Source organism: Mycobacterium sp. NGS69 (assembly GCF_059812165.1).
The window spans coordinates 193,635-214,992 of sequence record NZ_JCALCD010000006.1; the positions used below are offsets into that span (position 1 = coordinate 193,635).

General features: G+C 65.2%; 18 protein-coding genes. 10 read left to right on the forward strand and 8 right to left on the reverse strand.

The annotated features are described in order from the left end of the window. Nucleotides 1-37 precede the first annotated feature (37 nt). Both AC5Y2S_RS19190 and AC5Y2S_RS19195 read left to right on the forward strand, forming a co-directional pair. Nucleotides 38-1,732 carry a nitric oxide reductase activation protein NorD gene (locus AC5Y2S_RS19190; protein ID WP_499957653.1) on the forward strand — a complete coding sequence of 565 codons (1,695 nt, stop codon included), beginning with the start codon at nt 38-40 and terminating at the stop codon, nt 1,730-1,732. 29 nt (nt 1,733-1,761) lie between these two features. Next, nucleotides 1,762-2,571: a CbbQ/NirQ/NorQ/GpvN family protein gene (locus AC5Y2S_RS19195; protein ID WP_499957979.1), complete on the forward strand. Its 810-nt coding sequence runs from the start codon at nt 1,762-1,764 to the stop codon at nt 2,569-2,571. 10 nt (nt 2,572-2,581) lie between these two features. Here the strand turns inward: AC5Y2S_RS19195 and AC5Y2S_RS19200 are convergent, their stop codons facing one another. Next, nucleotides 2,582-3,208: a TetR/AcrR family transcriptional regulator gene (locus AC5Y2S_RS19200; protein WP_499957654.1), complete on the reverse strand. Its 627-nt coding sequence runs from the start codon at nt 3,206-3,208 to the stop codon at nt 2,582-2,584. 69 nt (nt 3,209-3,277) lie between these two features. Between AC5Y2S_RS19200 and AC5Y2S_RS19205 the strand changes: the two genes are divergently transcribed. From AC5Y2S_RS19205 to AC5Y2S_RS19235, 7 genes are all read left to right on the forward strand, one after another. Then, nucleotides 3,278-4,624: a protoporphyrinogen/coproporphyrinogen oxidase gene (locus AC5Y2S_RS19205; protein ID WP_499957655.1), complete on the forward strand. Its 1,347-nt coding sequence runs from the start codon at nt 3,278-3,280 to the stop codon at nt 4,622-4,624. Beyond that, on the forward strand, nt 4,621-5,697 hold the full coding sequence (locus AC5Y2S_RS19210) for a spirocyclase AveC family protein (protein WP_499957656.1): 1,077 nt from the start codon (nt 4,621-4,623) through the stop codon (nt 5,695-5,697). The genes AC5Y2S_RS19205 and AC5Y2S_RS19210 overlap by 4 nt, the downstream gene beginning before the upstream one ends. Then, nucleotides 5,685-6,770 (forward strand): spirocyclase AveC family protein, encoded by a 1,086-nt coding sequence (locus tag AC5Y2S_RS19215; protein ID WP_499957658.1) that lies wholly within the window; start codon nt 5,685-5,687, stop codon nt 6,768-6,770. Before AC5Y2S_RS19210 ends, AC5Y2S_RS19215 begins: the two co-directional genes overlap by 13 nt. Nucleotides 6,771-6,801: 31 nt before the next feature. Next, on the forward strand, nt 6,802-7,566 hold the full coding sequence (locus AC5Y2S_RS19220; protein ID WP_499957659.1) for a hypothetical protein: 765 nt from the start codon (nt 6,802-6,804) through the stop codon (nt 7,564-7,566). Then, nucleotides 7,563-8,684, forward strand: a complete 1,122-nt coding sequence (locus tag AC5Y2S_RS19225) for a spirocyclase AveC family protein (RefSeq protein ID WP_499957661.1) — start codon at nt 7,563-7,565, stop codon at nt 8,682-8,684. The genes AC5Y2S_RS19220 and AC5Y2S_RS19225 overlap by 4 nt, the downstream gene beginning before the upstream one ends. A 241-nt stretch (nt 8,685-8,925) precedes the next feature. After that, on the forward strand, nt 8,926-10,221 hold the full coding sequence (locus AC5Y2S_RS19230) for a protoporphyrinogen/coproporphyrinogen oxidase (RefSeq protein WP_499957663.1): 1,296 nt from the start codon (nt 8,926-8,928) through the stop codon (nt 10,219-10,221). 204 nt (nt 10,222-10,425) lie between these two features. Beyond that, nucleotides 10,426-11,103 (forward strand): TetR/AcrR family transcriptional regulator, encoded by a 678-nt coding sequence (locus AC5Y2S_RS19235; RefSeq protein WP_499957664.1) that lies wholly within the window; start codon nt 10,426-10,428, stop codon nt 11,101-11,103. A 37-nt stretch (nt 11,104-11,140) separates the two neighbouring features. Here the strand turns inward: AC5Y2S_RS19235 and AC5Y2S_RS19240 are convergent, their stop codons facing one another. The 3 genes from AC5Y2S_RS19240 to AC5Y2S_RS19250 are packed head-to-tail and all read right to left on the reverse strand — an operon-like array spanning nt 11,141 to nt 15,015. After that, a complete protein-coding gene (locus tag AC5Y2S_RS19240; protein WP_499957666.1) occupies nt 11,141-12,280 on the reverse strand; it encodes an acyl-CoA dehydrogenase family protein in 1,140 nt (379 codons plus the stop codon). Continuing rightward, complete coding sequence (locus tag AC5Y2S_RS19245) at nt 12,277-13,440, reverse strand: acyl-CoA dehydrogenase family protein (RefSeq protein ID WP_499957667.1); 1,164 nt, start codon at nt 13,438-13,440, stop codon at nt 12,277-12,279. The genes AC5Y2S_RS19240 and AC5Y2S_RS19245 overlap by 4 nt, the downstream gene beginning before the upstream one ends. Continuing rightward, a complete protein-coding gene (locus AC5Y2S_RS19250) occupies nt 13,441-15,015 on the reverse strand; it encodes an AMP-binding protein (RefSeq protein ID WP_499957668.1) in 1,575 nt (524 codons plus the stop codon). Between the two features lie 442 nt (nt 15,016-15,457). Between AC5Y2S_RS19250 and AC5Y2S_RS19255 the strand changes: the two genes are divergently transcribed. Continuing rightward, nucleotides 15,458-16,621 carry a cytochrome P450 gene (locus AC5Y2S_RS19255; RefSeq protein ID WP_499957670.1) on the forward strand — a complete coding sequence of 388 codons (1,164 nt, stop codon included), beginning with the start codon at nt 15,458-15,460 and terminating at the stop codon, nt 16,619-16,621. On the opposite strand, the gene AC5Y2S_RS19260 is transcribed toward AC5Y2S_RS19255, so the two are convergent. From AC5Y2S_RS19260 to AC5Y2S_RS19275, 4 genes are all read right to left on the reverse strand, one after another. Continuing rightward, the gene (locus AC5Y2S_RS19260; protein WP_499957672.1) at nt 16,536-17,996 is read right to left on the reverse strand and encodes a protoporphyrinogen/coproporphyrinogen oxidase; all 1,461 of its coding nucleotides are present in this window, start codon (nt 17,994-17,996) and stop codon (nt 16,536-16,538) included. The two genes, AC5Y2S_RS19255 and AC5Y2S_RS19260, sit on opposite strands and share 86 nt — an antisense overlap. Beyond that, nucleotides 17,993-18,769 carry a hypothetical protein gene (locus AC5Y2S_RS19265; protein ID WP_499957674.1) on the reverse strand — a complete coding sequence of 259 codons (777 nt, stop codon included), beginning with the start codon at nt 18,767-18,769 and terminating at the stop codon, nt 17,993-17,995. Before AC5Y2S_RS19265 ends, AC5Y2S_RS19260 begins: the two co-directional genes overlap by 4 nt. A 40-nt stretch (nt 18,770-18,809) precedes the next feature. Further along, nucleotides 18,810-20,381 carry a phytoene desaturase family protein gene (locus tag AC5Y2S_RS19270; RefSeq protein WP_499957676.1) on the reverse strand — a complete coding sequence of 524 codons (1,572 nt, stop codon included), beginning with the start codon at nt 20,379-20,381 and terminating at the stop codon, nt 18,810-18,812. A 134-nt stretch (nt 20,382-20,515) separates the two neighbouring features. Further along, nucleotides 20,516-21,337 carry a hypothetical protein gene (locus AC5Y2S_RS19275; RefSeq protein ID WP_499957678.1) on the reverse strand — a complete coding sequence of 274 codons (822 nt, stop codon included), beginning with the start codon at nt 21,335-21,337 and terminating at the stop codon, nt 20,516-20,518. Between the last annotated feature and the right edge of the window lie 21 nt (nt 21,338-21,358).

Below are 21,358 nucleotides of genomic sequence, written 5' to 3' on the forward strand. Positions count from 1 at the left end.
GTTCGCAGTCCTCGCGTCCGCAATAGCTTCACGTCCGTTGGCCGTTGAGGAGACGCATACCGAACCCATCCACACCGACGGGCGGAAGGTATTCGTCGCCGCGGGTCTGGATGCCGCGGACGCGCGCGACGCGGTCGCGGTGCAGGCCGCGCTGCTGGGCGGCGGCGCGCTGCGCAAAGACCTGATGACAAGGCTGGCACGGCATCGCCCGCGTGTCGCGCAGCGTTACCTCGCCCTGGAACTGGGCCGTATCGCCGAGCGACTCGACCATGTGTTGCCGACCGCGACGGCACGTCGCATGAAATCCGCGGGGGCACAGCCGGTCCCGAGCTGCAGCGAAGAGTCATTCGATCGGGCGCTGGGCCACGAGCGCATCCCGCCGGTACCGGAATGGGCCGGCGTGTTGAGGCCGTCCCGGCTGCGCCGGGTGCGCGCCGAGGAACTGCGTGCCTCCCCGACCGACCGGGACCTGGCACGCCTGGGCCAGTTGGAAGATGAGCCCTCCCAGCAGGATGACGAATCGGCCGACGAAACCGACGAGAGCAAGATCGTCAACCTCCTGTCCGCCCCAGGCATCCCCAATCCTCTTGGCGACGCCATCCAGAAGCTGCTCGGGATGGGCCGCAGCGGTCTGGACAAGAACCAGGGCTCGGCCGAAATCCCGGTCGCGAAGCAACGTTTCGGCCCGGTCGGCCGCAACGCCGCGAAGCGTCGACTCGGCCAGATCATTTCGGCGGCATTGGCGACGGTGCCGGCGGCGGGCATCCGGTATCCGGAATGGGACTGCCACAAGGGCACCTACCGCGCGGACTGGTGCACGGTCAACGAATATGACCCCGCCGACGTCGAGTCCGCGTCCGAGCGCGTGGCCATCGCCGGGCCGTCGTTGCAGCGGCCCCTGGCGCGGGTCGGAATCGAGCCGGAACGCCACCGCCGCCAGGCCGACGGTGACTCGTTGGATCTGTCGTCCCTCTTGGACTACGAGACCGACCGCCGGCACGGCGACAACCCCGACCCGTACATCTATGAAAGCAGCCGCCTGACCAAACGTGACCTGTCGGTACTCGTCCTGCTGGACTGTTCCGGCTCGACCGCGGAAGCCTCAGGCGGTCACGTCGTCTTCGAAGAGGAACGACGACTGGCCGGAGACGTCACGGTGGCCTTGGAAAGGCTGGGCGACCGGGTCGGGACCTATGGGTTCTATTCGCGCGGCAAGGACGCGGTGCGCTTCTTGAGGATAAAGGGTTTCGCCGCAAGGTTCGACACCGCCGCCAAGCGTCGCCTGCAGTCGGTTCAACCGTCCGGCTTCACCCGGATCGGGGCCGCGATCCGGCACGCCACCCATGTTTTGGAGTCGCAGGCGCTGGCAAAGAATATGGTGCTGTTGGTGATCGGTGACGGACTGCCCTACGACGACGGCTACGAGGACCGCTACGCGCGCGCGGACGCCCGGCAGGCGATCCAAGAGGCCGTGCGGCGCGGCATCGGGGTCGCCGGAATCGGCATCCGATCGTCGACCGAGGCCCAGGTACTGGAGGACGTGTGGTCGGACGCGTCGTTTCGGGTGATTGGACAAAGCGAAGACATCCGCCGTCACCTGCGCGGGCTCTTGATCAATGCGCTGAGCGCGACACGAAGCAACGGTCGCCGGCGCGAGTACCTGACCGAAGAACACCACGCCCACCTGCGGTCCCATGCGGCCAGGCGCGGCGCCATGAACACGTACAGTTGAACCGCGAGGTGGAAATGAGCGAATTGACGATGGACCAAACGGATTTGACGCGAGAAGGTGACCGGGAGGAACACGGGTACATACCCGTCGGCGACGAGGTTGAGGTCTTTACCGCCGCGTGGCGGTCCGGTCTTCCGGTCATGCTGAAGGGCCCGACCGGTTGCGGCAAGACCCGGCTGGTCGAGCACGTGGCAAAGAAGGTTGGCGTGCCGCTCTTCACGGTGTGCTGTCACGAGGACATGACGTCGTCGGACCTGCTGGGCCGGTTCGTGCTGCGCGATTCGCACACCGACTGGGTGGATGGCCCGTTGACACAGGCGGTGCGTCAGGGGGGCATCTGCTATCTCGACGAGGTGGTGGAGGCCCGGCAGGACGCGATCGTCGCGGTCCATTCGCTGTCCGATCACCGCAGGGAGCTGAACATCGAGCGCCTCGGCGGGCTCAAAATCCATGCGGCGCCGGGATTCCAGCTCGTCGTGTCATACAACCCCGGGTACCAGAGCATCCTTAAGGACCTCAAGATGTCGACGCGGCAGCGCCTCGTGGGCATCGACCTCGGTTTTCCACCGCCGGACATCGAACGCGAGATTCTGCGGCAGGAGAGCCGGCTGGATTCCGACCTGCTGGAGGACATCATCCGGCTCGGTCAGGCGATCCGGCGCCTCGACGACGCCGCGCTGCGCGAGACCGCTTCCACCCGCGCGCTCGTCGCGACCGCCACCCTGGTCCGCGCCGGTTTACGCCCGCGCGCGGCAGCCGTGTCGGCCATCGCAAGTCCGCTGACCGATGACCCGGAGACCCGTGAGCGGTTGGCCGTGTTGATCGAGTCGTATATCTGACGGCGACGCCTCAGGACTTGGCGCTGGCCGCGCGAACATACCGCGCGGCGCGCCGCGGCGGCACCCCTGCCATTCGCAGCAACACTTCCGCGCACGCCAGATCGGCCCGGTCGCCGAGCCGCCCGTCGACGATGCCGTGGATTACCTCGAAGGCCGCCGCCATGGACATCGTCAGCGTGGTCTCGAGGTCATCGATGGCGAAAACGCCGTCGGCCACGCCACGCTCCAGCAACGCCCCGGCCTGGGGGCGAATAATGCGCTCGAAGCGAGCTTCGGCTTGGCTGAGGTTCACCAATAGCCTTGCCAGATCGGGGTCTTCGTAGGCGATCCGCACGATCGCCAGCGTCGACGCGACGTGCGCCTCCGCGGGGTCGGCGAATGCGGGGGAGTCGGCGATCGAGTTCGCCAGGCCGACGAGGGTATCCGCGACGACGGCCTCGACGATGTCGTCTTTGGTCTTGAACTGGTTGTAGAAGGTGCCGAATGCGACGTCCGCGCGTTCGGTTACCTCGCTCACCCGGAGGCTCTCGAGCCCCCGCTCGGCGATGATCTCGCGCGCGGCCCTGATCAGGTCTGCCCTCGTCTTGGCCTGCCTGCGCGCCGTGCGGGACATGCCGGACGCCGTTTCGGTTGTCACAAAGGCGAGTCTAGATCTGATTATCAAATCATTCTTGAATAGCAGATCATAAATCGCTACGGTGAAGCGGTGAGCTTCGAGGGGCGGACCGCGATCGTCGGCGCGGGCATAGCGGGCCTGGGCGCGGCGCGGCGAATCCAGCAGTCGGGTGGCACGCCGGTGGTGTTCGACGCCGAGGACCGAGTTGGCGGACGCATCAAGACGATTCGGCGTGACGGCTTCGTCTTCGACGTGGGTGCGTTCATCTATCTCGGCAGCTACGCCGAGGCGGCGCAGGAGATGCGGGACGTCGGACTCGGTCCACAAATGCACAAATTCGACGCATTCGGCGCGATGCCTCGCGGCGGAGAGCTCAACTTCCTCGACCTGAGCAAGCCACTGAGCCTGCTGAGGACCCGTTACGTGTCCGGTCGCGCCAAGCTGAAGCTTGCCAAGCTGCTGTTCTTCCTCGCCAGGCACTGGAAGGACCTCAACTACGCCGACGCGTCGCGCGTCGCGGCGATCGACACCGACACGGTCACCTCGTACAGCCGGCGCGAACTCAGCGAGGAACTCTTAGATTACGTTGCGGCCGTGGTGGTCCGGGGACCGTGGCTATCCGACCCGGCATACGCGTCGGTCGGCCAGCTGCTGTGGACGCTGAAGAACTTCTTCAAGCCCTACTTCTACGGCCTCGACGACGGCATGGACGCCCTGCCGCGGGCGATGGCGGCGCAGCTGAGCGACGTGCGGCTGGCCACGCCCGTCACCAACGTCACCGACGCCGGCGACCGGGTCGAGGTGACGTTCGTCGAATCCGGCCAGGAGCGGACCGAGGAATTCGCCAACGTTGTCATCACCACCCCGACCGGAACCGCGCTGCGCATCTACCCACAGCTGTCCGGATTCGCGCGGGAATACTACGAAAACACCGATTACATCTGCAGCGTCAACTGCCATATTGCGCTGGCGGAACGGCCGTCGAATCCGGCGACCTACATTATGTGTTCACCACGCGAGCAGCCCGACCTCTGCGGCGTGATCGTCGACCATCTCAAGGCCGCCAACCGCTGCCCCCCTGACAACGGCTTGCTGACGACGTTCTGTCGCCATGAGTGGTGCCTGGACAACCTGGACAGCCCCGACGACAAGATCATCGACAGCGTGTTGCAATTTGTCGCGCCGTACTACGGCGACTTGAGTTCGCAGATAGTCGATTACGAGATCGGCCGCTGGCGCGACGTCGTGCCGATCATGCGGCAGGGACGGTTCCGCGCGGTCGATCGCTTCATGCGCGAGGTCGACCCGACCGCACGCGTCCAGCTCGCCGGCGACATCGGGCCTATTCCCGGCGTCAACGGGGCCTTGGTGTCCGGGCAGGCGGCCGGTTATCGGATCGTTGACCAGCTGGCCGCAATCAGGAGCGTGGTGGTATGAGTGCCCTTCCGATCAGCCAGGCCACACCGCGGCAGGCGCCCCCCGAGGTGGACGACGAGGTGTCACGCCCCTGGCGCCCCGTGCTCGCGTGGGCTGCCGCCGGGGCGGCGCTGCTGGCGTTCGAAGCGGTGGTGCTGGCGCGATGGGTGTTGGGGCCCAACTTCAAATCCACACCGCCCGGACCCGATCAGATTTCCGCGGGCCAACAGGCCCTCTTCACTGTGCTGCAGATCGCTGTGCCGCTTGCCGCCGTTGTCGCCCTGTACTTTTGGGTGTTCCGTCCCTGGCGGCGCGAAGGACGGCTGACCACCGACGGCATGCTCACCTTGAGCGCCGGCATGGTCTTCTTCTGGGACATGTCGATGAACTACACGTCGGTGTCGCTGGTGTACAACTCGCACCTGGTCAACCGGGGTGCGTGGGCGAACGGATCGTGGCCGGGGTGGGTCAGTCCCAACGCCAATTACCTGCCGGAGTCGCTGTTCATCACGATCCCCGGATACGTCGCGTTGGTGTTCTCGCAAGTCGTCCTCGTGTTGTGGATCCTGCGCAAGATCAAGGCGCGCCGGCCGCGCCTCGGCGTGGGCGCAAGCGTGGCGATCATCTTCTTCGGCCTGATCCTCGTCGACACGACGATCGAAACGTTGCTGTTGCGCAGCGAAATATATGCCTATCCCGGGGGGATCCGGACCATCACGTTGTTCGCCGGCCACACCTACCAGGTGCCCCTGTCGGAGACGGTGTTGTTCGGGGGAGTCGCGCTAGGCGCGATCGCGTGCCTCAGCCACTTCCGCGACGACCGCGGTCAAACGATTGTCGAGCGCGGCCTCGACAAGCTCCGCGTGGGTACGAAGTCCAAGCAGCTGATCAAGTTTCTCGCCATCTTCGGCGCCGTACACCTGGCCTTCCTGGTGCTCTACATGGTTCCGCAGCAATGGTTTGCGGTGCATTCCGGCCCGTTCCCGGCCGGGTACAAGTCCTACATGATCAACAACATGTGTGCCGCGGGCGGCGACGGAGGGACATGCCCGGGACCCGGCGTGCCGATGCCGAGGGAGCCATGGCGACCCTAGATCGCGGTCCGTCGGTCGATCGCCAAGTCGCCCAAAGCAACACAGCGACCCTGTGGGTGGCCCACGGCGCGCTGTGGTTCGGGCTGATCTGCTATTGCTGGACGGCGTGGGTGGTCAGCGGAGACTTCAAGACCAACACGCTCGGACGCGGTCAGGAGCCCGGCTGGTACGTGGTATTGATGCGCGGCTGGGAGGCCTTCGCGCTCGTCGTCACCGTTGTCATCCTGTGGGTCTTCGTGATCCGGCCCAAACTCCGGAACGGTCGCCTGTCCTTCGACGGACTGTTCGTCCTCGCGTGCGGCTTGATGTTCTTCCAGGAGCCGTGGATCAACTGGACGAGTTACCAATTCCTCTACAGCACCACCTCGATCAACTTCGGCAGCTGGCTCGGTCACATCCCAGGGTGGAGCTCGCCGAACGCCTCGCTGATACCCGTCTCCATGTGGGCTGGCACCGCGTACTTTTGGCTGGTCGCGATTCCCGCGATCGCCGGCTCGCGATTCATGGGTTGGCTGACCCGGCGCACCCCGGGCATCAGCAAGCTGCGCCTGATCATGCTGACATACCTGGCGTTTTGCGTGTTCGATCTGGTGCTGGAAGCCTTCATCACCCGAACCAATCTGTTCAGCTACGCCAGCGTCATCCCGCGGCTGAGCCTTTTCGCCGGGACGGATCACCAATTTCCGGTGTACGAGACGATCAGCTGGGCAGGCACATACGTGTTCCTATCCAGTGTCCATTTCTTCCGTGACGATCACGGCCGTTCGCTACCCGAACGCGGGATCGACGCCTTTCGGGTCGGTGGTGACCGGTTGAAGACCTTCTTTCGCTTCCTCGCGATTGTCGGCATGTGCCAGCTGTCGATCCTGCTGACCTACAACATCCCTTACCAGCTGTATGCGCTGCATTCGGACATGTCCAGCGTTTACCTGAAGCAACCGTGGCGGCTCGGCGGCGTGTGCGGTCCGAACACCGACTTCGATTGCCCAGGGCCCGGCGTCCCGATCCCGCGGCGGGACAGCAGGACCAACCACATCGACCAGAGCCAGTCCGGCCCCGGCCCGAGGAGATGACGGCATGCTCACGCCCCAACCCCCGCTCGATATGGTCGTCGACAAGACCGCGGAATTCGGCATCACTGTTGCCCTAGCTGGCATAGTGGCCGTCGCACTGATCGCGTCGTTTATTGACTGGTATCGAACCGGACGGCCACTCGTCTTGTCTCTCATGGTTTCCGGCGGCGCCATCATGATCTTCGAACCGATGGTCGACACCGTGGGCGGTTGCTGGTTCCCGTCGAATTCCTGGACGGCCTTTTCCGCTTGGGGCAGACCAATGCCGGTCTGGTTGTGCCTGGCCTACTTCTTCTACTTCGGCATCGCCACCTCCGCCATCTGGACCGCCATGCGCAAAGGCCTGACACAGCGGCAAGTCTGGCTGGTGTTCTGCGCCGCGATGCTGGGGGATCTGGCCTTCGAAACGGTGCTGCTGACCATGAATCCCTACGTCTATTACGGGCATCAGCCCCTGATGCTCGGCAAGTTTCCACTGGGGTGGATGGCGGTCAATGCCGCCATCCCGCTGGTCTTGGCCGCACTGATCTACCGGTTCGATTCCTACTTCCGCGGCTGGCGAACCTTGGCGATTATCCCGCTGGCGCTGACCACCAGCGCGGCGGTCAACGCGGCGGTGGGTTGGCCGTCGTGGCTCGTCGTCAACACAGACGTCGGCTGGGCACTGACACAGGTGGGCGGGCTGGCCACCTTCGTAGCGGCGTTCTACGCCGTCAAACTGGTGGCCGCCGCGGTGGCGAGTCCGGTCGCCGGTCGTGAAGCGCTGCCCCACGCGACCCGGCAAGTGCCGGCATGAACGTCACCGCCGCGACCGGGATCCCAGCGCGTGCCACGATCGTCGCGGACCGCGTGACGGTTCCCGCGAAATGGTGGGCGACGCTTGGCGCGGTGATCCTGGCGTTTCAGACGTTCGTCTTGGTCCGCTGGCTCACCGGGCCGTACTTCAGGCACGTCGAGCCCGGGCCGACGCCGCTTCCCGGCTGGATGAAAATCGCCCTCACCTTGTGCCAGATCGTGTTGCCGGTTGCCGGAATCTGTTGCCTGTATTGGTTTGTGCTTCGCCCGTGGCGACGCGAGCGACGCGTCGGGCTGGACGGGCTGATGGCGATCGCGTTCCTGACGCTGTCGTTTCACGACCCGCTCAGCGCCTACGTCGGCCACTGGTACACCTACAACGCCTGGCAGGTGAACATGGGCTCGTGGCTGCAGAGTGTGCCCGGTGCGCTGTCACCGGGCACCCCGGATCACCAGGTCGCCTACCCGCTGCTCATCGTGCCCGGCGCGTACGTCGTCATCTTCCTGCTGGTGACCGCCATGGGCGTCGCGATCATGCGCCGAGCGAAGGCGCGCTGGGCCGCGATCCCGCGAATCGGATTGGTGGCCATCTGCTTTGCGGTCATGGTGCCCTTCGACCTGGTTTTCGAGGGCATCGTCTTCATGCCCCTCGGCTCCTGGGAGTACCCGGGCGGACACGTCAAGATCTTCGCCGACACCTTCCACGCGTATCCGCTGAACGAGGCACTTACGACCGGCGCCATCTTCACGATGTTCGCCTGCATCAAGTACTTCACCAACGACCGCGGCCAATCGCTGGCCGAGCGGGGCGTCGAACGGCTCGGGGGCGGACCCGTGCGCGTCAACGCGGTCAGGGCGCTGGCCGTGATCGGGCTGGTCACGCTTGCGATGACGCTGGGCTACACGATTCCGAACACGTGGTTCGGCGCCCACTCCACCGCGTGGAACAAAGACATCCAAACCCGCTCGTATCTGACCTACACGTGCGGCGAAGGTCCGGGCATCGCCTGTCCGGCGCCCGATATCCCGTTGCTGCGCAACGATAACCGCGACCGCGGCGCCAACGGCCGGGACTTCGGGCGAAACTACCCGCCGGATTTTCGGTACGACCGTGGGTAAGACGAGGGACCTCAGGATAAATGATCAGCGCGTGCAGCGCCGTCTTCTTGCATAGGTACATGACATCGAGCTCGTAGGCGCGTCCGCAGGATCGACGCGGCCCCACGAGAGCCTGTGATAACTTTGAGTACTGATAACGATCGTTTACTTTTTGGCGAATCCAAGCCTGGTGGAGTTGTCTTATGAATCCTGCTGGATATCTAATCGAACACCGGGCCGGTCGGCCGTGACGTCGGCCGTCGTGGTCGGTGCGGGGCTTTCGGGGCTGACTGCCGCCTTCCGCCTGCAGCAGGCCGGCTTAGCGGTCACTGTGCTGGAGTCCGGCAGCGGGGCGGGCGGTCGTGTGCAAACGGAGCGCCACGGCGGCTACCTCGTGGACACGGGCCCGGACGCTCTTACCGCCGGCTATACAAGCTATCTGCGGCTCATGGAGGACCTCGGGCTAACCGACCGTCTGGTGGACACCAGCGCGGTCATCGGGTTGGTTCGTGGTGGGCGTCTGATCGACCTCGATCCCGCCAAGCCGCTGAGCCTGCCGTTCACCCCGGCCTTGTCGCTCAGGGGCAAGCGGCGACTGGTTACCGGATTCCTCAAGCTCCGCGGGGCGATCAAGAACGTCGACTCCTATGACATGTGCCGCTCGGCGGCGTTGGACGATCCCGACGTCACGGCCCGCGACTTCGCGGTCCGCCACTTCGGCGCGGAAGTGGCGGAGTACCTGATCGATCCGATGATGCGTCTGACCGTCGGCAGCGGCGCGCGAGAGGCGTCGAGCGTCAACGTGCTTGGCGCATTGGGCGCGTGGTCAAGCACGTTACGTAACATACGTGGTGGACTGGCCACGGTCCCCGCCGCGCTCGCGTCGCGGCTCGATGTGCGCTACGGCGCGACGGTCACCCGGATCGATGAGACCGGTGGCGGGGTGGCGGTGTCCTACACCGACGGCGACGGCGTCCACGAGCTGACTGCCGAGCACTGTGTCATCAGCGCGATGTATCACCGCGCCACCGAGATGTGGCCGTCGCTGTCGGCCGCTTCGCCGGAATTCGGCGACAAGCTGCGCAACGTCAGGTTGATCAGCATCTCGCTGGGTTACCGGGCACCGACCAACAGCAGGGCCTATCCCGTGCTGGTCCCCACGGTAGAATCTCCCGAGGCGCTGCTGATCTTCCTGCAGCACAACAAGAGTGCCGATCGCGCACCCCGCGACCACAGCCTCGTTACCGTCTACACCGACACCACCGTTACCGACAGGTTTCTCGACTACACCGACATGCAACTGGAGGCGTGGGCGGCGGGCGTCATCGAGCGGATCTGTCCCGAGCTTGCCGGGCATAGAGAACTCTGTGTGGTGACGCGTTGGCCATACGCTGGCTACTTGGCTGATCCCGGCTTCTGGCGGCGAGTCAGCGCGTTGCGCGACGCGCTTCACGAGGGTCCGGTCCACGTCGCCGGCGATCTTTTCGGGGCGGGTTCGATGGAGTCCGCTACGCGCTGGGGAGACCATGCCGCCCAGCGCATCCTCGGGCGCCGCTGACACAGCGAACGTTCTTCAGCGCCGAAATAGCAGATCGGAAGCTGGCGACGGTGGGTGTGACGAGCTCCTGGCACATCTGCAGCGCGCCGCGAGCGTTGACGAGGATTCGGGCGACGGTGAGGCTCTAAACTCGGCGAGCGGGGGTATACCCCCCCGAAGTGCTCGACACCGAGCGTTGCCACCGGACCGCGTGGGAGGCGAGTGATGGCAGCAGAGTCCACCACCACGAACGGGCGTCCGCGTGGCCGCCCGCGCCTGAGCATCGACCGGGACGCGGTGGCAGACGCCGTGGCCGAGCTCTTTGCCGAGGGTGGCTATGAGGCGGTGTCGATCGTCGACATCGCCGAGAAGCTGTCGGTGTCTCGCGCCACGCTTTATCGAACGGTGCCAACCAAGGAAGAATTGCTGGGCATTCTGTTTGAACGCAGCACCCGCGAACTAGCCGATCGGGTCAAAGCCGCGATCGCCGAATTCGACGATCCCCGTGAGCAGTTGATCGAGATGATCAACCTGCATGCGCAGGCCGCGGTGCAAATGCGGAGCTATATGCCGGTCTTCTTCGGCGGCGGCGACTTGCCGCCGGATGTCTACAGGCGCTGGCACACATGGAGCCGCCGATACGAAAAGATGTGGGTCGGAGTGGTCTCCGCCAACATGCGTGCCGGTTCGCTGGACGAGGCCGATCCACGCGTGTCCACCAGGCTGATTCTGGGCATGCTTATCTGGGTGTCACGATGGTATCGGCCCACCGAGAAGACGACTCCCGCCGAGATCGCGGACGCCGCAATCAGCCTGCTTGGACTACGACGACCGCGCCCGCGTTCCAACGCCCGTCGGCCGGCTGCTCGGCGCCGTAGATCGGGCGACGGCCGCCTGGGCTAGGCGGAGCTTGCCGGCCCACCGGGCAACCGGACACGGGCTACCGCAAGCCCAGCGAACCGCTGATGATTTCGCGCTGAATCTCGTTGGTGCCCGCGTAGATCGGCAGCACCAGCGAGTGGCGGACGTGGCTTTCCATGTCGTACTCGGTCGCGTAGCCGTAGCCGCCCATCATCTGCATGCCCTCCAGCGCGATGCGTTTGGCCACCTCGGAGGTCTTGACCTTGGCCATCGACGTCATGCGCGTCGTCACCGGGTCGGGCCCCTGTTCGAGTCGTTCGGCGACTTCGTACGTGAGCAGGCGGGCGCACTCCAGATCGGTAGCCAGATCGGCGATCCGGTGCCGCAGCGCCTGGAACGTGCCGATGGCTTTCCCGAACTGCTTGCGCTCCTTGACGTATGCGATGGTGTCGTCCAGCGCGCGCTGGCCGATGCCGAGGCCGACCGCCGCGCCGAGCAGCCGCTCGCCATCCAGCCCGGCCATGATCTGGGGGAAGCCGCGCCCCAGTTCGCCGACGACGTTGTCGGCGGGCACGAAGCAGTCGGTGAAAAAGACGTCGTTGACCTCGCGGCCGCCCAGCGTCGAGATGCGGCGGGTGTCAACGCCTTCGGCGTCGCGGGGCACTTCGAAGATGGTCAAACCGGCATGGGGCTTCCCGTCGCGGCCGGTGCGGGCGACCAACACGATGCGCCCGGCGCGGTGCGCGTAGGAGCACCACGTCTTCTGCCCGTTGAGCACGTAGCCGTCGCCGACCGCATCGGCCCGGCACGCGATCGCCGCGACGTCGGACCCCGCGCCGGGCTCGGAGATCGAGATCGACATGATCTCACCGTTCGCGATCGCGGAGAGCGCTTCCCGCTTTTGTTCTTCGGAGCCAAAACGCTTGTAGCACCCGGCGACGGTGTTCGTCGGGCCGAGCGCCTTGACCGGCGCAAGGCCGCGCCAGAGTTCCTCGAACAGAATCGTCTGTTCCACGTACGTGCCGCCGGAGCCGCCATATTCCTCGGGGATCGCGACGCCCAGCCAGCCAAGTTCGGCGAGTTTCTTGTACAGGACTGAGGATTGGTCTTCCTCGTCGGCGTCGAGCAGCGCCTCGCGTTGGTCGCGGGTGCCGCATTCGCGCGCGCAGAAGTCGCGCACCGCCGTTTGGAAGTCTCGCTGTTCGACGGTGAGGGTCATGCTTGGGGGAACCTTCGGTCGGGGAACAGGCCCGCGGCCACGCCGTTGCGCAGCACGGCCGGCGCGCCCCCGGCCACCACGTTGGTGACGCAGTCCCGATGAATGCGTTGGATGGGGAAATCGGTGGTCACGCCGTAGCCGCCGTGCAGTTCCATCGCCTTGAGGGTGATCTGCGGTCCAACCGTGGCGCCGAAGAGCTTGGCCTGGGTGACTTCGGCGAGTTTCGGGAATCGACCTTCGATCGCCGACGACGCGGCCCGGTAGGCGAGCAGCCGCAGGGCCTCGATCTGCACCCACATGTCGGCCAGCGAGTGGTAGACGGCCTGGAAGTCGATGATCTGCTTGCCGAACGCCTCACGCTCTTGGGTGTATCTGGCCGCCTCGTCGAAGGCGGCCTGGCTGAAGCCGAGCCAGAAGCCGCAGTTGTGCAGGCGCTCGAGGTTGAAGGCCGTCATCAGCCGGGCGAACTGTCCGGGGCCGACGATGACGTTCTCGGCCGGCACCCGCACGTCGCGCAGCACCATGTCGCCGTGATGGATCCCGCGGTCGCCGATGTAGACCGGGCCGCGCTGGACCTCGACGCCCGGCATCGACGCCTCCACCACGATGGCGCCGATCCCCTTGGCGCCGGGCACGTCGTCGAAGCGCACGAAGGTCGCGTTGAGATCGTTGACGTTCGAACCGGTCAGAAAACTCTTGGTGCCGTTGAGGAGGTACGCGTCGCCGTCGCGGACGGCGGTGGTGCTCAGATGCGTCAGGGCCGAGCCGGCTTGCGGCTCGGTGAGCGCGATGTTGCATGCGCGACGGCCGGCGACGATGTCATGCAGGTACTTCTCCCGGACCGCGTCGCCGCCAAGCAGGAACATCGACGGCCCCGGACCGCTGGTGCAGAACACCGGCTCGGGCGGCAGCCAGGACTGGGCATAACGGAACAGCGCCTCAACCACGATCAGGTACTCGACCGCGCCACCACCCTGGCCGCCGTACTCGGTGGGCATCGCGACGCCGAAAAGCCCCTCGGCGCCGACGCGGTCGAAGATCTCACGGTAGGGCGCCTCGTCGGACTCGTCCCACTCGCGTGCCTGGTCGGCGAACGACCGGCCGAGCTTCTCGGCGCGTGCCTGCAGGTCCTGTTGCTTCGGTGTCAGGGTGAAGTCCATCTAGCGGCGCTCCTCTTTGGCGACGGTCAGATCCATCGCTTCGAAATCCCATGTCTCCTCGGTATTCCCGGCGTCACGCAATTTGTGCTTCAACACGCGGCCCACACCGTTGCGGGGGAGTGCGTCGAGGAAGTCCACGTAGCGGGGGATGGCGAAGTAGGGCAAGTTGTTCTTGAAAAAGTCGAACAGCTCGGCCGGTTCGATCGGCGAGCCGGCGACGACGCAGGCCTTGATGTCGTCCTCACCCAAGTCGGAAGGCACGGCGACCACCGCCGACTCGACGATCGACGGGTGGGCGTCGATGGCCTGTTCGAGTTCGAAGCTTGCGATGTTCTCGCCGCGGCGGCGCAGACTGTCCTTTTTCCGGTCGACGAACGCGTACGCCCCACTCGGAAGGCGGCGGCCATAGTCGCCGGTGTGATACCAGAGGCCGCGAAGCGCCTCGAGTGTCGCCGTGGGGTTTTCGAAGTAGCCGTCGAACATCGCGTACTTTGCCTTGGGCCGAAGACAGATCTCGCCGGTCGCCTCGCCGTTGAGGACGCTGCCCTCGTCGTCGAGGAGGGCTACATCGAGGTCGGGTGCCCCGATACCGCAGCCGTTCGGGTCCCGCCGGTCCGACGAGAGGGGCGTCAATGTCGTTGGCATGCATTCCGTCTGGCCGAAGACGTCCACCCAAGGTTCCACCCCGAAGCGGTCCCGGAAGGTCGCCTGCGCCTCGAGTGACAGCGGCGCGCACATGATCCGGGTGACCTTGTGGTCGCGGTCGCCCGGCGAGGGCTCCGTCGCGAGGATTGCCGCGCCCATCGCGCCCACGGCGATCATCAGTGTCGCGCCGACCTCCTTTGCGCGCGGGAAGTAAGCCCGGGCGCTGAACGTCCCCTGCAGGTAGGTGGGAATGCCGTAGACCAAGGGCAGTGTCACGGTCACCAGGCGCGCGCCGGCGTGGAACAACGGCAGGCCCGCGAAAAGGACGTCGTCTTCGGTGACCTCGAGCGCCCGGCCGATGAGCTCCCCGCTGCGGCAGTAGTAGCCGTGGCTGGCCACGCATCCCTTTGGCAACCCCGTGGTGCCGGAGGTGTAGAGGATCGACATCGTGTCGTCGGCGGTCAATTCCACCCGGGGCGGTGCGTCTCCCCGGTCGAACAGGCTCGCATACGGAATCTCGTCACCTTCTGCGTCATCGAGCATGATCACCGCTCGCAGGTCGGGAAGCTGGCTCCGCAGCGGAGCGACCGCCTCGCGGCCCGCGGCGTCGGTGACGAGCAGGCCAGACCGCGACTGGCGCAGCTGATGCAGCAGAAACTCGCCCTTGAGGTATGCGTTGAGCGGCACCTGCGCCGCCCCGGTCTTGGCCGCGCCGTAGAACAGTTCGAGCAACTCGATGCGATTGGGAGCAAGCATTGCGAGTTGCTCGCCCCGGGCGGCGCCGAGCCGAGCCAGTCCGGCCGCGAGCGCGTCGGACCGTCGATCCATTTCGGCATAGGTGAAAACGTTCTCGTCCATCGCGCAGCAGACACGATCGGGCGTTTGTAAGGCACGTTCGCGCAGGATGTTGCCAATGGCGTCACGAACCATTTCGAAGACCCCTTCTGAGAGCGGGGTTGGGGTGATAGCGGTCGTTGACGCGCCGGGCCGGCGGACCGGCAAGCCTTGGGGGAGAGGTTAGTCGGTGTCGCATGTCTTCCGTCTTCGAGGGTGCGTTAACGCCCATTTACGCATTTTCCTCCGCGGTATCCCGGGTTTTGGTGACACTCTCTGAACATCCGCGATTATTTTGAGACAGTACGGCTATAAATTCTGCATGTCAACGGTGTCAACGCGTTACCGAAGGTGGGATCGGCCCGCCATTTCGAGCGGCACTGTACGCCGGGCGAGGTCGCTGGCGATGGGGCCGGGCTGGTGTGATGCAGGTCACATCCTTCCAATTAGATCCGTGTCCGATAGTTAGGTACAGCAGCACTAAAACAAGACTAATATTTAACGTTGGTTAACCCAGGTTTCGAGGTCGGAGGAAATCATGGAGGTCGTCTGCCCCGCGCTGCCGGCGATGGAATCCTTGCCCTTCGCGCACGACCGCGACACGGCATGGCACACGCTACTGGCGTCCGGCAAGGTCGCGGTGTCCGACGCCGGCGTGTACTTCCTCAGCGGCGCGGACGTCGTTGAGGCGGCGGCCACCAATCCGGAGGTGTTTTCCTCAGAGGGCGCCTTCGATCTGCTTGGTAGCCCTTTTCCCTTGGTGCCGATCGCCTTCGATCCGCCGGAGCACAGCCGCTTCCGGCGAGTGCTGGACAAGTTCTTCGGCCCACGCCGGATGGCCGAGCGCGCACCCGAGTTGCGAAGGCAGGTGGGCGAGCTGATCGAGCAGATCAGGGTTTCCGGCGACAGCTGCGACGTCATGAGCGCGCTCGCCGTCCCGTTTCCCTCGCAGGTCTTCCTGACGCTTTTCGGCCTGCCGCTTGTCGACCGGGACCTGCTGATCGGCTGGAAGAACTCGGTTATTGAGTTTTCCGCCGCGCGGGGTTCCACACCGTCGCAGGAGACCTTGACACGAGCCGGCGAACTGTTGGCTTATCTGAATGGGCACCTTGCCGATCGCCGCGGCGGCGACGGTGATGACCTGCTGAGCCTGCTGCTCAGCGACACAAGCGACGGCGCGCTGACCGAGCACGAAATGATCGGGCTGTGCTTCTTATTCGTGCTTGCCGGGTTGGACACGGTAACCGCCGCGACGGGGTTCGCCCTCTACGAGCTGGCCCGCGACCCGGTGCTGCGGGCCAAGGTGATTGACGACGACGAAGCAGTCGCCCACTTCATCGAGGAGGTCTTGCGCATCGACCCACCCGTCCCCTACGTTCCTCGGGTCACGACGGCCGAGGTCACTGTCGCCGGGGTGACGATTCCCGCCGGGTCAACGTGCTGGCTTGGGCTTGGCAGCGCGAACCGTGATCCGGATCGATACGAGGACCCCGACGCCATCCACCCAAATCGAAGCAACCACTTCGGGTTCGGCCGGGGTCCGCACCGTTGCCTGGGCTCGCACCTGGCTCGCTTGGAATTGCGCCTGATCATCGAGGAATGGAACCGTCGGATCCCTAGGTACTCGGTGCTGCGCGAACCCACGGTTGGCTGGCCGTGCGGGACACTCCACTTCCAGGAGCTGCAGTTGCAAATCGGCTGATTTGGGCCCCGCCGGCCGACACCGCGTTGGCTTTTGGCGCCAGTAGGGAGTTGACAATTCTGTCGGCGGCCTCCTGGCCGCTGACCAAAGCGCCGTTGAGCCCGGATATCCGGTCCAAATCGGACGCGAACTGGACTCGCGCGGTCCAATCGAGGCGCTTCTGAAAATCGGCGATTCGCGCGAACCGGCCCTTGTCCATGACCGGGACGGATTCGGGCCAGCGTGCGACGGCGTGCTCCTCGAGGGAGTCCACCACACCGCCGTAGTAGCGGCGGGCGCGGCCGATCGCGTACTCCAACACCTCTTCATCGCTGAGATCCAGTGTGCGCTCTAGGTATTCATGCGACAGCAGGACGGTCAGCAGGCCCTTGCCCTCGGGCGCGCGGCCGGGTGCTTTGGCGTGGTCGGCGATCACGGCGATCGTGTCGGGGTCCTCGTGGGGCGACACCATGTAGTAGGTCGCGGGGTCGCTGGGGCGTTCCGATAGCCCGAGGCAGATGCTGCCGAGGCGGCGGTAGCGGGTGGTTTCGTACAACCCTCGGTGGTTGTCGTCCATCTGCGGAAACATCGCCAGCGCGTGCTGGGCTTGGGTGGCGATGACGCAGGCGTCGAAGGACTCCGTTCGTTGGGCGCCGCCGTCATCGGGCGTGAAGGTGACCTCGACGGCCAGTCCGTTGTTGGCGACGTTGGCCACGGGGTGCCCCAACCGGACGGGGAGCCGCCGGGCGAGTTCCTCGGGGAGCCCGCTCACCCCGGGGCGGAGGTTGTACATCGTGCTGACGAGCATGTTGCGTATCGTCCAGAGCAGCAAGGCGATCGAGGTATCGGCGTCGTCGGCGACCCAGGTGCTGCTGACCAGCGGGCGACCGGCCCATTGGAGCAGTTCCTCATTGAGTTCGCGACGGAAATACTCGCTGACGGTCTCGGTATCCAGCTGGGCGACCTGGTCGTAGGTGTGGTAGCCGAGGCTGCCCCTGGCCTTGACCATGGGCCTGACCAACTTCAGGGCCTTCAGCTTGCTGCGCGCCGACAATGCCCGGGTGGTCAAACCGGTGCGCAGCAGCTTGCCGTAATCGAGCAGGTGCGCCTCACCCCGCTTCGGCATCACACCCCACACCGGAACCTCGGTGAACAGCGGACCGAGGCCGAGTTCGTGGATCAGGTCGATCGCTTCGCGATAGGTACCGAGGTAGAAGGCGGCACCCAGATCCATGATGTAGTCGCCCTTGCGGACCGTCCATACCCGGCCGCCCACTCGGTCGCGCGCCTCGAACACTGTGACGTCAAAGCCGCGTTGTTGGAGTCGATATGCCGCGGTGAGACCGGCCAGCCCGGCGCCGATGACCGCAACGGTTCCCCTGGGTTCGCTGGTCACGTCGCGCTCAGCCCGGGCCTCGCGAGTTCTGGGTTGTTACCGGTGAGCCAGTCGTTCACGCTCGCTTGTTCCTGTGCACGCTCGTCGTCTCGGATGGCTCGCAGTAGCAGCACGACCATCACGACGAACCAGCAGAAGTAGACGCACAGCGGGACCCACCACGCGAACAGCCCGTTCCACGCCAGCGGGCCCGTCTTGAAGAACGGGATGATCGCTGCGGGCACCCAGATCATCGAGACCCAGATGTTGAAGTACCCTGCCCAGCGCGGAAAGACGGGCTTGGCGCCCTTGTCGAGCAGAATTGCCACGCCCAGCGACGCGACTTGGATGCAGGCCGAGGAGATGATCCCGAGGAACATCAACCAGGCCATGTCGTTGAGCATCTGGACGATTTCGGGACTCCACTCGTGGAGGCGGTACAGCGCGGTCTGCCAGATAGCAAAGGGCACCAGGAATTCGACGCACAATAGGCCGCCCGAGACCAGCTGCGACTCGGCGAGAACCGACCGCACCCCTTCCATCCGGCGCATCTGGGCGGCGATCACCGCGCAGAACGGCACCAGCAGCGCACAGGCAAACAGGCTGATCACCAGGCCAAGCCGGATCACATTGGTGTGCTCGCCGAACTGGGCGACGAGCGCCGCGCGCGACTTGGCGGGGCTGGGGGGAGGGATGAAGTGGCAGAGGAATGCGAACGCCGATGCCCAGATGGCGATCATGATCGGGCCGCACCATACGCAGAGCCGTTGGGCCGTCACATTCATGTTCGGCATCGGCCGTCCTCCTCGTTCACATCGAATTGCCTTGTCACGCCTACTCGTTACGCAGCGCGTGCTGGGCGGCCAGCCGTCCCGGCCACCCGACCACCCCGCCGCTCGGATGCGTGCCGGCGCCGGTCTGGAAGAGCGCCTTGATCGGGGTGTCGTAACCCCCGAGGCCGGGTGCCGGACGATTCTTGCCCATCCGCGTGACCAGCATGTCGACGTGGAAGTACGCGCCCGCCGGTGCGGCGAAGCGGTTCTCCAGATCCTGCGGGGTTGACACGATCCGCCCGATCTCGGTCTCCAGGCCACCGAGGAAGCGCAGGCTCGACTTCCAGATCTGTTCGGTGTAGGCGTCTTTGTTGACGTCCCACCCGTTGCTCGGGTACGCGGGAACATTCGAATGCAGGTAAAGCACATCGCCCTCGGCCGACGCGATCGATCGGTCCGGAGCGGACAGGATAGCCATGTAGACCGGCGGAGTGTCCACGTTGACCCCTCGCTTCATCGCGTACATCTGCTCGATGTGGTCCTCGAGGGTTCCGGTCATGAAGGTGGTGGTTCGGATGTCCTCGCCGTCGCGCTTGGCCCGGGCCGCTTCGGCCTTCGGGTATCCGATGCGACCCGCCGTCGCGACGTCGATCTTGAATGCGGCGGCGTTGACCGAATTCGCGGGGATCAGCGCGACTTTGGTGCGGTCTTCGCGGGTGAGTTGGTCCTGCGGGACGAGCTTGCCGAGAGTGACCTGTGCGGCCGCGTTTGAGACCACCCCGCGTCGAGCGGCCAGCTCGGTGCCGTCTTCGAGAAGGACTCCGGTGGCGCGGCCGGCGTCGACGAGTATCTGCTTGACCCCGTTGCCGAGCCGCACGACGCCGCCGTGGCTCTCCAGCTTGCCTTTGAACGCCTCGACCAGGTTCGTCATCCCGCCGCGGGGACGCTGGACACCGAGGTGGCGGTGCACCCCTGCGAAGCCCAGGAAGTAGGCGCCCGAGCCGACCGAGTCCGCCGGGCCCACCATCGACGACCAGTAGGCCCACAGGCCACGCATGGCGTCGGACTCGAACGTCTCCGAGATGAGCTCGAAGACGTTCAGCGACAGCATGCTTCCCAGGAAGCGGCGGGTGGCCCGATCGGGTCGGTGCCTCAGCAGGTACTTGGCGAAGTCAAGCTTGCCCCACGCTGAGGGGTCCTGAACGGTGAGGACGTCGATGAGGTCCATCACCCAATCGATCGGTCCACGGAGCTGCTCGTAGGTGCGCGCGTCCTTCGGGGAGAAGTAGCGGATGTCTTCGAGCGTGCGGGCGAAATCGCCCCACAGCAACAACGTGTCGCCGTCCTCGTTCATCCAGCCGTAGGGGTGTGCGAGCGGCACGGTGTCATAACCGAAGTCGGCCAGTCGCATCTGGCGGGCGAGCGGGGTCTGTGCCATGAAGAGGTCGTCCATCGCCCCGATGCTCAGCTTGTGCTCGGGCGCATCCTGCAGGTAGGGATAGCTCGCCGACAGACCGCCGAGTACCGGCAGTCGCTCGACGACACACACGGACCGGCCCTGCTCGGCGAGGGTCGCCGCCGCACAGAGCCCGTTGTGCCCCGCTCCCACCACGATGTAATCGAACGTTTCCATAAATCAGAATCCTAGGTCAGTCGGATTGGGCAGTAAAGGACAGAGAAATACAGGCCATCTAGCTGCTGTTACTACGCTGAACGCCACCTTTCACAAGCCCCCCGGTGGTATCAATATGAACGATCGTTATGAAACTAACGGGAGAGCGCATGTGTTCGCTGCTCCGCGGATGTATCTTCCGGCCGCGGCGGCAGTAGTCGCCACTGACCGGTTCCCAGCCGGATGAGACCGTCGATCGCGATCGCCCCGAGGGCCATGCTCAGCAGCGCCGCCGCGATCCGCACGCCGGTCGGCAAGTCGGTGTTGGTGATCGCGAAGTGCGGCATCGCCAGCACCCAAGACGCCATATATGTCGCGAAGGGCACGAAGACGAGCAGCGATTGCCGTGCGCCGGTGAAGAACCACGAGAGACGGACGACCACCACGGCGCCAAACAGCGCTCCCAGGCTGTTGATCACCAACCAACTGAGCGGAAAGCCACCAACCGCGAAGGGTTGATAGCCGTAATACACATACAGACCCGAGCGCAGCATCGGTAGCTCCAGCATGGCGTTGAGCACGCCGAAAATGACGATGCCCAACCACATGGTCCGGTGGCTGGCACCGCGCTTGAACGCCAGCGCCATCACGTAAGACAGCCCCCCGAAGAAGACGACGTACGCCAGCACCACCCAGACCGGAATGGGCCGCCCGAAGGCGCTATAGGCGATCACCCCACCGACGGGAAAGAAGCAATGGCCCAGCACGTCCACCGTCGCTTCGTTGAACGAGCAGACGTAACCGCCGATCAAGATGAGCAGGAAGGTCGGCGAGCCGGATCGTCTCCAATCGACCAGGGCGGCAACCACAAAGGCCGCCGCGACGACCGCGAGGACGGCGGTGATGATCGTCTGCGCCGTGCCTGGGGTGGTCATCTCCCAGGGCGGCTGAGCGATCGCGAGTACCGAGGTTGTCATTGCGTCCTTCCCTCCTTTGCG